The sequence below is a fragment of the Ureibacillus sinduriensis BLB-1 = JCM 15800 genome (assembly GCF_000772955.1).
Lineage (GTDB): Bacteria > Bacillota > Bacilli > Bacillales_A > Planococcaceae > Ureibacillus > Ureibacillus sinduriensis.
In genome coordinates, this window is record NZ_JPVO01000041.1 from 1 (window position 1) to 13,639 (window position 13,639).

Below are 13,639 nucleotides of genomic sequence, written 5' to 3' on the forward strand. Positions count from 1 at the left end.
GTCCAGTAAATTACCGAAAACATGCCAGCCAATTAGCTGCATAATAAAAACTCTAACTTTAAGGGGTCACTACCTCCTTATTCAAGGAAAGCGCCCGATTGCTGAATAACGAAGATTATAATTTGGTACCAAATAGCCTTGGAATTAAGTACGGTATTAACCACTGTTAATTGGTTTGTTGAATCACTTTTTCAATTTCCCCATGAAAACTTAGAATTATGACTACTTTTAATTTCCGTTGCCATTGATAAGAATCTATAAAAAATCAATACAATTCGTTTGATATATTTTACGTTTGAACAAACCATCGTAGTGCTATGCGCCACATTTGTTTTTCAAATGGACGCTTAACCATTTATACAAACCCATATTTTTATGATTTATCTTGGGAAATTTCTTTTCTATTAGGAGCAAGTGGTGGTTGTTCTAACCATTTATTTTCTACCATTAGATTAAACCATTTTTTTGTTACCATTAGATTTTTCAGAATGATGCTTTCATAAGTTGTTACAAGGTCCGTTCGCATTGCTGTAGCTAGTCCTACACCTTGATACGCCTGTGCAGTTTGGAACAAGAAACCAATATGATATAACATTAACTTATCTGAAAACGGTGAATCCGTAGAAACTGTTACTTCTGTTTCAATCGATCTAGGAATTGGTAAATTATCCTTGTGCATTATTTTTGAAAGAGCTTGTATTTGAGTATCAGATGTTTTCTCTGTATCCGCTAAAAACTTTCTTACTTCTTTTGATTGAGTGACCTGACTAAATCCAATAGAAAGAGCTTTAGCCATAATACTTTTTTTAAGGTTGAAAGATAGGCTTATGATTTCAGGAGCAGCTATACGTCTTCCTTTTCCTAAAATTCCGTCCGTAAAATCCTGACTAGAAACATATTCCGGATTTTTTGAAGGATAAAATAAAGGGTCTCTCTGAAAAATTCCTTTTTCAAGCATTAACTCTACGGTTTGATGATACATCCTTTTACCGTCATTATCACATGAATCGTAAAAATACCGTAAGTCCTCTCTGACAGAAACGCTTAATGAACTTGTGTGTCCTAACAAACCATGTAAAGTCATGATGTGCAAATATTGTAAGCAAAATATGTCAGTAAATAATCTCTCTGCACCTATATTAAGATCAGATTCAGTAAATCCTATTGGTACTGGAAAACCCTCGTTCTCGATAAAAGTTATTATTTCATTCTTTTGTTTTTCGAATGTTTTGATAGCATCATCAAATATTTCTTTTATCGACTCATCTTCAATAATAGAAAACATGTACCTATTTACCTGATCAGTCATTGTTCCATTTACATACTCCATCCATAATGATCCTATTTCGGAAGATGTGAGTTTTATTTTATTTTTGTCCTTATCCACGAAATCACCTCTTTAGTAAATTTATCTGGGACAACTAACCCAATCACTACTTTTTTTTATGAGACATAGTTTGTGGACTTTTAACGGATTTATTCTCAGATTCCTTCAATATTAAAAATATATATCTCATTATAATAATTACTCATTAATAGAAACCATCTTTTTTATAGATCAATCAATTAATTACCCTGAATAAACTTTATGAGTTTTTCGAGGCTTGTACAATTTACTATATGTTTTTGTTTTTCTGTAAAGATTATTAACGGTTTTCACGATTGCCCGCATCTTAGTTACGATTACGGTCGAGGTTTGCTTCGCGAGTGTTATTCCACAATCTGGCCCTATTGCTGAAGAAGGCACAATTCTTATTCAAGAATTGCACCCTTTAATGGATTAACTATAATAACCTTAAATTTACTTCATTCTTCTTACACTAACCCAACCGTTAATGCAATAATTACTGAGCTTCTATTATTTCGCGTAGGAATGGCATGACTACATCCCCGACGAACAAAAAGATGGCGATGTAAAGGGTCGTTCCAGCTATTGGCAGAATCCATTTTTTCTTCTTGTATTGGAGCCAGTAATTAACTGCCCACATGACGAGCAGGAAAACAAAAAAAACGAATGCAAACATGTCACCAATGGAGTCTTCGACTGGGGGCTAATATTAACCACAGAGAAAAACGCGAGTAAACCGATAGCTCCCAATAGAAGTAAATTGACAACATGCACGACAATATTATAAATAGTATCATTGTTTTTCATTTAACTTCCACCCCTCATTTAACTTAAAAAAATGACGTTTCTTTTCTGTACGAAGTTCCAATAAATCCCTAATTTTAGTCATGTGACTGTGTTGCTCCACAATCTGGCCCTATTGCTGAATAAGGCACAATTCTATTCAAGAATTGCGTCCGATAATGGAATAAAGCACTTCCTTATTCAAGGAAAGCACCCGTTACTTTAAGTACATTTATTTATTCACGAAGTAATCTTTTTTACAGGTCATTTAGTGGTAGCCCCAGGAATATGCGAATTTACAACGTTAAGCAAATTCAAACATAAAAAAAGTCGAATTCCCTGTCCTTTAAGGAAACGACTTTTTTATACGACTTCTTCAAATAAATCTCCATTAACCTTTTTGGGGGACTATTTGTAATCTCTGCGCAGTGAAATTATACCTGTGCTAGCCCGCCATCTACGAACAATTCAACACCCGTCAAGTAACTGCTTTCGTCTGAAGCAAGGAAAGATACAGCGTTTGCTACTTCTTCAGGTGTCCCAACTTTTCCAGCTGGAACAGTATTTCTGCTATTTTCCAGTACCTCTTCAAGTGCATCACCAAAAAGCTCATCGTATGCAGGTGTAAGAATACCTCCTGGACTAACCACATTTACACGGATTTCAGTACCTTTTAGGTCAAGAATCCAGTTGCGAACTAGTGCTCTTAATGCGGCTTTAGATGCTCCATATACACTAAACGCTGGGTTGCCAATTGATCCAGCAGTAGAGCCAGTTACAATAATAGAACCTACTTTGTCCGGGAATAGTGATAACGCTTTTTGAACAGTAAAGATGGTTCCTTTAACGTTAATGTCGAACGTTCTATCAACCTGCTCTTCAGTAATTTCACCTAATGGAAGGAAGTTGCCGGTGCCTGCATTAGCAAAAAGAATGTCCAACTTACCTTTTTCCTGCTTTATAATGTCATATAGTTTGTCTAAGTCTTCAAGCTTAGAAATATCACCTTGAACACCGGTTACGTTCTTGCCAATTTGGTTAACAGCTTTATCAAGTTCGTTTTGTCTGCGTCCCGTGATATAAACATATGCACCTTCGTTTACAAATTTTTGTGCTGTAGCAAGACCAATCCCACTTGTTCCTCCCGTTACAAGCGCTATTTTACCTTCAAATTTACCCATACTTAACACTCCTTTAGAATTAATTTTATTTTATGTCTAGTACCGTTAAGTACTTGAAGAACAACTTACAAGATATAGTATCCTTCAATAAGCACATTATCGGAAGTACCCACTTTTTTGTGATATAGTAACTAAAAAGTAATAAATGGGGAATGGAGAGCTTTAGACATGAAAAAATTTAGTTGTGGGTTTGAAGTGACAAAGGAAGTTATTGGCGGAAAATGGAAAGGCCTTGTATTATACTTTTTAATGAATGGACCAAAGAGAACGAGTGAATTAAAGCGCATTATCCCAAATATAACTCAGAAAATGCTGATTCAAACACTAAGAGAGCTGGAAGCCAGTGGACTTGTGAGCAGAAAGATGTATAATCAAGTACCGCCGAAGGTTGAATATTCATCCACTGAACTTGGAGAATCTCTTAAACCTATCTTGCAGGAGCTCTGTCAATGGGGAAGCCATTATGCGGAGCAAGAGTATGCAGAAGGTGAATATGAAATTGTACAGCCAGAACAAGTTTCAATTTCATAGAGATCTAAAGGTATTAGTCATCTTAATCAATACCTTCAGAATAAGGTTTAGGCATGCAGTTAGCAATTAGAATAAAAACGAGCTATTGTCATCCAAAAAGGATTCAAAATAGCTCGTTTTTAGCTTCCCAATATTAATCTAATTTTATATTTTTCAAAAGGTCGGCAAACGCATTATTGATCGGTTCCGCTTCTTTTTCCTGTTGCTTCATATATTTTTGTACACTTCGTTTATCTACTTTGCCTCCGCCTTCTTTTTTGCGGCGCGCTTCAAAAGCAGATAGTTTTTCACGATAACCACATTTACATACGAAAATTTGCCCATCCCCTTCGCCTCGCAACTCCAGCTTCTTCTTGCATTGAGGGCAACGTGCATTCGTTACACGGGAGACGTTTTTGCGATGGCCGCATTCACGGTCTTGGCAAACGAGCATTTTTCCTTTTTTGCCGTTCACCTCAAGCATTGGTTTTCCGCAATCCGGGCAGGATTTCGTTGAAATATTATCATGCTTGAATTTTTTATCGCTCCCTTTAATTTCTGAAACAATTTCTTTCGTATGTTGTTTCATTTCATTAATGAACACATCTTTTTTCAACTTGCCTTTTGCAATCAACTCAAGTTTTTGTTCCCACTCTGCGGTTGTAGCCGGTGAGCGCAATTCTTCAGGAACTAGATCAAGTAGCTGGCGTCCTTTGGAAGTAATATAGATTTCCTTGCCGCCCCGTTTTTCGATTAAAAATGAATTAAATAGTTTTTCGATAATATCTGCGCGTGTGGCGACTGTTCCCAGTCCCCCGGTTGATTTTAACGTATCTGCAAGCTTCTTGTCCCCGGTTTCCAAATACTTTGCCGGATTTTCCATTGCAGATAGCAATGTTGCTTCCGTGAAACGTGAAGGCGGTTTTGTTTGTCCCGAAGTTTGGGCAATCAGTTTCGTCTTTAACACTTCGCCCTTTTCTATACGAGGAAGCAGCTGCTCTTTGACATCATCCGTATCTTCATCATCGAAACGATTTTCATAAACTTCTTTCCAACCGGCTTGCAAGACTGTTTTCCCTTTCGCTATAAACTTTTCACCCTTAATTTCGGCTTGTAAAGTTAACTGCTCATACTCATGTGCAGGAAATAGAACCGCCAGGAAGCGTTTCACGACCAAATCATAAATCTTGCGTTCCTTATCCGAAAATGCTGAAAAGTTCACATAACCTTCTGTCGGAATAATCGCATGGTGATCGCTTACTTTGCTATCATCCACAAACGCTTTTGATGGCTTTATCGGTTTCGTTAACACTTTGTTTGCAAGCGGACGATATTCACCTATCCCACACGCTTTGAGACGCTCAGGCAAAGTACCGACAATATCGGATGATATAAATCTGGAATCCGTTCGTGGGTACGTTAATACTTTATGCTGCTCATATAGCTTCTGCATAATCGTTAACGTCTCTTTTGCAGAGTAACCAAAGAACTTATTGGCATCACGTTGCAGTTCCGTTAAATCATATAATGCAGGGGCAAATGATTTTTTCGCCTTACGGTCGATGGATACGACCTTTGCATGATCTCGGCCAAGCGATTTTACAATTGTATCGATTTTTTCTTTATTGAAGCTACGGCTATTGCCATTTGCATCTTGCCATGTCAATTTTACTGATTCCGTTTGTGCTTCGATTCCATAATAAGTTTGGGGTTTGAAGTTCTTGATTTCATCTTCGCGGGCTGCAATCATTGCAACTGTTGGTGTCTGCACGCGCCCACAATTCAGCTGGGCATTAAAGCGAGTTGTTAAAGCACGGGTAGCATTCAATCCGATATACCAATCCGCTTCTGAACGTGCTACGGCAGCATGATATAAATTTTCATAGTGTTTGCCGGGCTTTAAATTTTGGAATCCATCCTTTATGGCTTTATCTGTTACAGATGAAATCCATAAGCGTTTGATCGGTTTGTTCACCTTCGCTTTTTCAATAATCCAGCGTGCAACTAATTCACCTTCACGACCGGCATCGGTCGCGATGATAATTTCATTCACATCTGGACGATTAAGCTGTGATTTAACTGCATTGAATTGCTTACCTGATTGTTTGATCACCGTAAGTTTCAAACGATCCGGCAACATTGGCAAATCCTCTAAATTCCATGTTTTATATTTCACATCATAGTTCTCCGGATCAGCGAGCGTGACTAAGTGCCCCAACGCCCATGTCACGATATATTGCGTGCCTTCTAGATAACCATTTCCTTTTTTATCACACTTCAGCACACGGGCAATGTCACGTGCGACTGATGGTTTTTCTGCAAGTACTAAGCTTTTTGCCATTGATTAAAACATCCTTTCATACAAATCCCTTTGTTTACTATAGCATAAGCTCCCTGGTTCATCATTCATTCGGCTGCAACTCTTCAAAGCATTTCTCCCGATATTCAAAAGCCCAAAATCCTGTTCTTGGATCTTGGGCTAATGCGTTTTTTTTGAACTTCAAAAGGCACCGTTAGTTATTTACTGCGTCAACAATTCTAGATATTGGATAACCGGTTTGATGAGTTGCGTCGCTGTTTTCCCTACTGCCCTATGATCCTCCACAATCGAAACAGCCATATAGCTCGAGTCATTTGCATCGAAAACAGTGATTAGGCTATTTTCAACTCCGCGCTCCCCTTGCGCTTTTTTTAATTCAGCCGTGCCGGTCTTAGCTGCAATATTTCCTGTACCATTCAATTCATGAGCCGTCCCTTCTGGGGCTGTGACAACTTCTACCAACATCGGTTTAATTGTATCTATCGTTTCTTTCACAAATACTTCTTTTGTTTTCGCTTTTGCACCGGCAATGAGGTTTGGGTAAGTTAATACACCATCGTTTGCAAGGACGGAAAAGTTGGCTGCCATGTGAATCGGTGACATTAACAGTTGTCCTTGACCATAGGCCGTATCCGCTAATAAAATCTCGGATTCAAATACTTCTTTATTCGAAATCTGAGCCGGTTCCATCGTCAAAGGCAATTCATATGATTCGCCAAAAGTAAGCTTATTCAAACCCTCACGGAAAGTCTCCTCTCCCATCTCCAAAGCTTCCTGTGCGAAATAAATATTATCGGACTTCACTAAAGCCGTCCTTAAATTCACATTAGCCGTTTCGGATACACGTGAAATTTTATAGCTACCCCATGAAGCATCTTGTTGCCATTGCAGTCCGGAAATTTGATGTGTTTCATCGACAGTCGTCACACCTGATTCAAGTCCTATGGAAGCAGTAATCGGTTTGAACGTCGAACCTGGTGCGTAGCGAGTCGTTATTCTGCTAATGAAAGGCTTGTCTTCATCATTATTGTAGGCATCGTACTCGCTTTGCGAAATGCCGACAACAAATTGATTCGGGTTGTAAGACGGTTTGCTGACGAGGGCAAGTAAATTGCCTGTTTTCGGTTCCATGACTACTGTGGATCCCGCAGCATTCCCAAGTGCATCGAAGGCAGTTTGCTGTAGATTCGCATCAATGGTCACTTCGATTGTTTGTCCATCTTGCTTCTCAATCTTTTGAATTGTAGCCCTTTTTTCGCCATTTGCCGTTTCGATGTAGATTTCCCCGCCATTTTGCCCGCGTAATTCTTTCTCGAAGGCAAGTTCCAATCCTGTCCGACCAATCACATCACCAGCTTGCAATGTAGGGTCCTTTTCGATATCCTCGGCATTGACCTCGCCGACATATCCAGTGATGTGTGCCGCAGCCTCACGCAATGGATATGCACGTGTATCTACCTGTTGATACTGAACCGCCTCGATAGCTGGCGTATCTGCACCATAAGGCAATGTTTTTAATGGGACAAAATGTTCTTCCTGCACCCAGCTTTGTCCTAGCTGACCTTCTATAAAATCAACCGTTATCCACAACTTTTCTGCTATAGCCACGATTTTTGCTGTTCTCGTTTCCCCTTCGCCTAAATCTTTCGGTACAACCCCTGCTTGGTAAGTTATTGTATTAAACGCCAGAGGTGAACCTAATCGATCCACGATTTCCCCTCTCTTTGCTTCATTAACTGTATAGCGAATTTTATCGTCCGAAAGCATGCCGGGGAAGATTAATTCCGCTGTCCAATCAATTTTATAATCATCCTCGTTTTCAATGAGCTTCGTTTTATAACGGATTTCCGATATTGTTCCTAAAACGGTGTCGAATGTGGCAATGTATTCCAAGTTATCTTCTTCATCCACTTCATAGTCGATTTCCATATTGGATACACCAATGCCGCCAAAAATAGCTTTGTACTTTTCAACGATCGATTCCTCTGTATAACCCGCTTGCTCAACTGAATCTTTTGTAACGAGCCCAGGGATTTTTTCAAAGGATTGCTCTTTTAACATTGCCACCCATTCCTGTGCAACCCGGTCTTTTTTTTCCTTCGTTTTTGTTTCATTCCATTGTTGATAGCCGAATACCGAACCGGCAGCTACCAACAAAATAGCGATGAACCCTGCTATCCACATCCATTTTTTCTTCATGTACACCATCCCTGTTCAATTCCAATGTATAATAATTACTCTCAGTTTAGCATATGGTTAAGAATTTTCAGATGAAATATAAAAAAGAATTGAGTTTCTATTAGATTGACTCAATTCCAAAATTTAATAACTATTAAAGTAAATTCACACAATTTCAAGTGTTATTTTCCATAAATTAATATGACTCTTCCCTAATTGCTTCTCTTTCGTCCTCCACTTACACTATCTGCTTCTCGGCAGATAGGGAATAGAGTATCTTTCCTAATCGTTTAATCCCCTCTTCGATTATTTCTGGTGAAGAGTTTGTATAGTTCAAACGTAAAGTATTTACATTTGTTTTATCGGTATAGAATGGGTCACCCGGAACGAATGCTACTTTTACTTCCATTGCTTTTTCAAAGAATTCAAGGGCAGATGTCCCTTCCTCCAATGTTACCCAAATGAACATCCCTCCATCTGGTTTTGTATACTTCACGGAAGATGGGAAGTATTTTGCCATTGCATTCAGCATGGCATTTGCTTGAGTTTCATATAGATTGATAATCTTCTTAACATGTGAGCCCAAGTCATTGTTCACCAAATACTCATGCAGTATCATTTGTGAGAAAATATTCGTATGCAAATCCGTTGCTTGTTTTACAGTATTTATATGATGCATTAACTCTTTATTTTTTGTTACCACATAGCCAAGTCGCATACCCGGCGTTACGATCTTGGAGAATGATCCGAGCAAAACGGAATTTTCCAGTTTACCTGCCCCGATGTAAGGCAACTTTTCCCCATTCCAGCGCAGCTCACCGTATGGATCATCTTCAATCAACACCACATCATATTTATTCACCACTTCATAAACAGCTTCCCTTTTTTCCTTGGAATAGCTAATGCCCGTGGGGTTTTGGAAATTCGGGACTGTATAGATAAATTTAATATTATTATTCGCAGCAAGTGTTCGATCTAGCTGTTGGGCGTCTAGGCCATCCTCTTCCAATGTTACCGAATAAAATTGTGGTTCGGCTAAAGAAAATGCCTGGATTGCCCCTAAATACCCAGGCTCCTCCATCACAATGCCCTCCCCCTTGTTCAGGAGTACTTGAGAAATAAGTTGTAATGCTTGTTGGGAGCCTGTGGTAATTAAAATATCATCCGGTTCAAAGTGTAGTCCGTAATCTTTTTTATATTTGTCTGCAATGTATTGTCGCAAAGGTAAATACCCTTCGGTAGTCGAATATTGGAATAATTTTGCCCCATTTTCTTCAACGGCATGATTAATCGAGCTTTGCAATTCTTCAATTGGAAAAGAAATTGGGTTTGGTAAACCTCCAGCAAACGAAATGACATCAGGTACATCGGTCACTTTTAAAATGTTTCGTATAAATGATGATGGAGTATTTAATATTTTATCAGAGTACTTCATAGCAATTCCCTCTTTTTTTCGATAGTCGCTGAACCATTTATACTTATTCTCCAAAGGATTGGATTTGAAAATGAATCAGTGTTACATGATTTTATCAGACTATTTAAAATATTTCAAAATAAATTTTGACTAATTTATATAAATCGTTAAATTTTTAGCAGTCCAATGCAAATATTTGCTCGAACTCTTTACGTTACGCATCCTGGTGATGGAAATATGCTCTTTTTTGATTTTCTTGAGATTATAGGGGATATCGTAGTAATTCAATAACTCGCAAGGATAGCCCGGGAATCAACACTCATGTCACTTCAGATTAGCTTCCGCTCACAATGATTGTTGATCCGAATATGATCATTCCTTATAAAAAAATAGCCCAGTTCTTTTTACAAGAACTGGACCGCCATGTTTTATTGGGAATCTGAATTTGAACCTGAATCTGAATTACCATCCCAATCCGTGTCATAATCGGATTCTTCTTCAGTTTCCAGCTCGCTTTCCTTGAGCCATAAATGATTTGTTACAGTTTCACCTAGGGAATTTGTATAATCGACTACGTAGACTGTTGTATCTTCCACCGTATCAACGGAACCTTCAGCACCCTGCATTCCGTCCAGATGGTTGACATTGATGATGACATCCGAGCCAACATCGATTTTCTCATCATCCATCCCCGAGATCTCTCCCTCTACAAACCATCTGTGATTTTCTTCAAATTCATCACCATTGGTCGGCTTATATGAAACAGAGTATACTGTTGTTTCATAAGCCCCCTTGATAGTAGCCATCGCACCTTCCATGCCGTCTGTATGGCTTGCATTGATGACTGCGGTACTGCCAACAGGGAACCTAGGATTTTCTGCTTCTTTTAAGCCTTCTGGCAGCTGGCCTTCAGCATGCCCTGCATGTTCGACAGATTCCTCGGCCGCTTCTTCACCCACTTGTTTGTCTGTCCCCTCAAGGTTATTTGTCACATCCGCCCCAGCTTCAGTAGGTTCATTTTTTTCCTTATCCCCCCATCCACAAGCGGATAAAAGCAGTACGGAAAGCAGTGTCATCGTAACTAATAGTAACTTACTATCCATTTTCATAATCCTCCTAGTTTCTCAAGTCTCTCCACTAGTTTAAGGATTGAACTTTCCAGCAGATTCTATTCATAAAAATGGTATTACTTTAGAAATGATGATGGAATGAACGCTTAAATTAAACAATAAAAATGGGCTGCTCAATGAACATCCCATTTTTTTGTTGCTTTCTTATTCAATTCGACTCTTTGCAAGCGTAATGCATTCAGCACCACTGAAACGGAGCTGAATGCCATCGCCACTCCAGCCAGCCACGGTGCAAGGAATCCTGCTGCTGCAATCGGGATGCCCAGCGTATTATAGCCAAACGCCCAAAATAAGTTTTGTTTAATATTGGCCATGGTTTTATGGCTCATTATAATGGCATCCGCTATACTGTTTAAATCCCCGCGAATCAAAGTGATATCCGCCGCTTCCATGGCAATATCCGTACCGGTTCCAACGGCCATGCCGATATTAGCCACTGCTAATGCCGGTGCATCATTTGTACCATCTCCGACCATCGCAACTTTCCTGCCCGCTGCTTGCAATTTCCTGACTTCTTGTGCTTTTTCTTCAGGCAAGAGCTCTGCCATAACCCGTTGAATCCCCAACTGTTGTGCGATGGCCCGAGCAGTTCGCTCATTGTCCCCCGTCATCATAATGACCTCAATTCCCATGTCCTGAAGGCGTGCAATAGCTTGTCCCGAAGAATCTTTAATCGTATCGGCCACGGCGATCATGCCTGCATACCGGCCATCGATGCTCGCGATCATGGCGGTTTTCCCTTCGGCTTCAAGTTCTTCCATCATCCCGAGTGCTCCGGAAATATTGATATTATATTTATTCATTAATTTACGTGTACCTACCAAAATGGCTCGTTGGTTGACCGTTGCCTTGACACCATATCCAGGTATCGCTTCAAAATCGCGGACTTCGCGCAGCTTGATACCTTCTTGTTCTATCCCTTTAATAATCGACTGTGCAAGTGGATGTTCGGATTGTTTTTCAGCTGAACCTATAAATGAAAGGAGCATCCGAATATTCATGCCCTCGGCAACGATGACATCTGTTAGAATAGGTTTGCCATTTGTGACTGTTCCGGTTTTATCGACAATGACTGTATTAATATGATGAGTCTGTTCAAGGTGTTCCCCGCCTTTAAAAAGAATGCCCAATTCTGCTGCACGACCGGAGCCGGCCATTATGGATGTAGGTGTTGCAAGCCCCAATGCACACGGACAGGCAATTACGAGAACGGCAATTAAACTTTCCATTGCTGGTCCAAATTCACCTGGGGCAAGGAAGATCAACCAGACGAGATACGTCATAATGGCAAGAGCGATCACGACCGGGACAAAAACATCCGAAATCTTATCGGCCAGGCGTTGAATAGGCGCCTTAGAACCTTGCGCATCTTCCACCACTTTAATAATTTGGGCGAGCGCCGTATCACGTCCTACTTTTGTTGCCCGTATCGTAATAAAACCATTCTTGTTGACGGTCGAACCGAATACAATAGACCCGGCTTCTTTGTCAATCGGCAGGCTCTCACCTGTTAACATCGACTCATCAACAGCGGTATTGCCTTCCAAGATTTCTCCATCAACCGGTATTTTTTCGCCTGGCCTTATTAAAATAATATCGCCGACTACTACATCTTCTATCGAGATTTCTCTTTCCGCATCATTCCGAATCACTAATGCCGTTTTCGCTTGCAATCCCATCAACTTCTGAATCGCTTCCGATGAACGCCCTTTTGCTTTGGCCTCGAAAAGTTTTCCCAAAAGAATAAGAGTAATCAAAACTGCACTTGTTTCAAAATAGAGATGTGGGTAATGAAGCTGTGCATTTGTATTAACTGCCTGATAAACACTGTAAAAGTAAGCTGCCGACGTACCCATCACAACAAGTACATCCATGTTGGCACTTTGATCGCGTAGCGCTTTATAGGCACTGATATAAAATTGCCCTCCGATGATGAATTGAACAGGTGTGGCCAAAATCATCTGCACCCAAGGATTCATCAGGATTTCAGGAACATAAATAAAGGAAGTTAATGAGAAATGACCTACCATTGTCCATAAAAGCGGTAATGACAGAATTGCAGAAATGGCAAATTTTCTTTTTTGCTTTTGTATCGCTTCTTCGCGGTGGTTGAACACCGCCTGATCATTCTCCTTAACCTGTGCCCCATAGCCCAACTTTTCCACCCGGCTTATGATATCGGACACAGCAACTCGACTTGAATCAAACTCGACTGTCGCATTCTCCAAGGCTAAGTTGACATTGGCCATCGTTACGCCGTCCATTTTATGAAGGCCTTTTTCAATTCGGGCAGCACAGGCTGCACATGTCATGCCAGTAATTTGCAAACTTGTTGCCTGGGCATTCATCATTTTGTTCCACCAACCTCCAAATACCGATTAGGGCTATAGATATATGTCAAAAGAGAGAGCTGTCATCGAGCACTCTACTCTTGAAGCAGTTTTATTACTGAACTACGTATCCTTGGTCATCAATCGCTTCCTTAATTTGTGTAAGCATGATTTTCCGTTCATTATAAGAAATGTTTACTTTGCCCGTTTCAAGATCTCCATACACCTCATTTTCTTAGCTCACCGACACTTCTTTCCACTGTTTTTTTTGCAATGTCCACAAGACATTCCTTTGACTACCAATATCACGTTTTCCATATATCCATCGCTCCTTTACAAATTCGATGCAGGGCTATAATATTGTCAAACATTCTACTAAGTTCTGGATGATGGCTTTTTCGGCACTGTTTTTTGTTCGTTAAGTTTTCAATCGTTTTATCCAGTT

The 13,639-nt window shown here is 39.9% G+C and carries 9 protein-coding genes; 1 reads left to right on the forward strand and 8 read right to left on the reverse strand.

The genetic code is table 11. From position 1 onward, the window contains the following. Window positions 1-373 precede the first annotated feature (373 nt). The 3 genes from CD33_RS03565 to CD33_RS03575 all read right to left on the reverse strand — a co-directional run bounded on the left by CD33_RS03565 (window position 374) and on the right by CD33_RS03575 (window position 3,312). The gene (locus tag CD33_RS03565; protein ID WP_036198348.1) at window positions 374-1,387 is read right to left on the reverse strand and encodes a DUF3231 family protein; all 1,014 of its coding nucleotides are present in this window, start codon (window positions 1,385-1,387) and stop codon (window positions 374-376) included. A 457-nt stretch (window positions 1,388-1,844) separates the two neighbouring features. Next, window positions 1,845-2,024, reverse strand: coding sequence for a hypothetical protein (locus CD33_RS03570; protein ID WP_036198349.1), 180 nt, complete (start codon window positions 2,022-2,024; stop codon window positions 1,845-1,847). A gap of 541 nt (window positions 2,025-2,565) precedes the next feature. Beyond that, window positions 2,566-3,312, reverse strand: coding sequence for an SDR family NAD(P)-dependent oxidoreductase (locus CD33_RS03575; protein WP_036198350.1), 747 nt, complete (start codon window positions 3,310-3,312; stop codon window positions 2,566-2,568). 168 nt (window positions 3,313-3,480) lie between these two features. Between CD33_RS03575 and CD33_RS03580 the strand changes: the two genes are divergently transcribed. Then, entirely contained in the window at window positions 3,481-3,843 is a 363-nt protein-coding gene (locus CD33_RS03580) for a winged helix-turn-helix transcriptional regulator (RefSeq protein WP_036198352.1), read from the forward strand. A 133-nt stretch (window positions 3,844-3,976) separates the two neighbouring features. Here the strand turns inward: CD33_RS03580 and CD33_RS03585 are convergent, their stop codons facing one another. The 5 genes from CD33_RS03585 to CD33_RS03605 all read right to left on the reverse strand — a co-directional run bounded on the left by CD33_RS03585 (window position 3,977) and on the right by CD33_RS03605 (window position 13,215). Then, entirely contained in the window at window positions 3,977-6,163 is a 2,187-nt protein-coding gene (locus CD33_RS03585) for a DNA topoisomerase III (RefSeq protein WP_036198354.1), read from the reverse strand. Window positions 6,164-6,343: 180 nt separating this feature from the next. Further along, window positions 6,344-8,341 carry a penicillin-binding protein PBP4(5) gene (gene pbp4, locus CD33_RS03590; RefSeq protein WP_052129966.1) on the reverse strand — a complete coding sequence of 666 codons (1,998 nt, stop codon included), beginning with the start codon at window positions 8,339-8,341 and terminating at the stop codon, window positions 6,344-6,346. 217 nt (window positions 8,342-8,558) lie between these two features. Then, window positions 8,559-9,755 carry an aminotransferase-like domain-containing protein gene (locus tag CD33_RS03595; protein WP_036198358.1) on the reverse strand — a complete coding sequence of 399 codons (1,197 nt, stop codon included), beginning with the start codon at window positions 9,753-9,755 and terminating at the stop codon, window positions 8,559-8,561. A gap of 407 nt (window positions 9,756-10,162) precedes the next feature. After that, complete coding sequence (locus tag CD33_RS03600) at window positions 10,163-10,837, reverse strand: YdhK family protein (protein ID WP_052129968.1); 675 nt, start codon at window positions 10,835-10,837, stop codon at window positions 10,163-10,165. A gap of 140 nt (window positions 10,838-10,977) precedes the next feature. Continuing rightward, window positions 10,978-13,215 carry a heavy metal translocating P-type ATPase gene (locus CD33_RS03605; protein ID WP_084591250.1) on the reverse strand — a complete coding sequence of 746 codons (2,238 nt, stop codon included), beginning with the start codon at window positions 13,213-13,215 and terminating at the stop codon, window positions 10,978-10,980. Between the last annotated feature and the right edge of the window lie 424 nt (window positions 13,216-13,639).

Excerpts from the sequence above, each read along its gene's own strand:
- pbp4 (WP_052129966.1), bottom strand. The coding sequence starts at position 8,341 with ATGAAGAAAAAATGGATGTGGATAGCAGGGTTCATCGCTATTTTGTTG.
- CD33_RS03600 (WP_052129968.1), bottom strand. The coding sequence starts at position 10,837 with ATGGATAGTAAGTTACTATTAGTTACGATGACACTGCTTTCCGTACTG.
- CD33_RS03580 (WP_036198352.1), top strand. The coding sequence starts at position 3,481 with ATGAAAAAATTTAGTTGTGGGTTTGAAGTGACAAAGGAAGTTATTGGC.
- CD33_RS03605 (WP_084591250.1), bottom strand. The coding sequence starts at position 13,215 with ATGATGAATGCCCAGGCAACAAGTTTGCAAATTACTGGCATGACATGT.
- CD33_RS03585 (WP_036198354.1), bottom strand. The coding sequence starts at position 6,163 with ATGGCAAAAAGCTTAGTACTTGCAGAAAAACCATCAGTCGCACGTGAC.
- CD33_RS03570 (WP_036198349.1), bottom strand. The coding sequence starts at position 2,024 with ATGTTTGCATTCGTTTTTTTTGTTTTCCTGCTCGTCATGTGGGCAGTT.
- CD33_RS03595 (WP_036198358.1), bottom strand. The coding sequence starts at position 9,755 with ATGAAGTACTCTGATAAAATATTAAATACTCCATCATCATTTATACGA.
- CD33_RS03575 (WP_036198350.1), bottom strand. The coding sequence starts at position 3,312 with ATGGGTAAATTTGAAGGTAAAATAGCGCTTGTAACGGGAGGAACAAGT.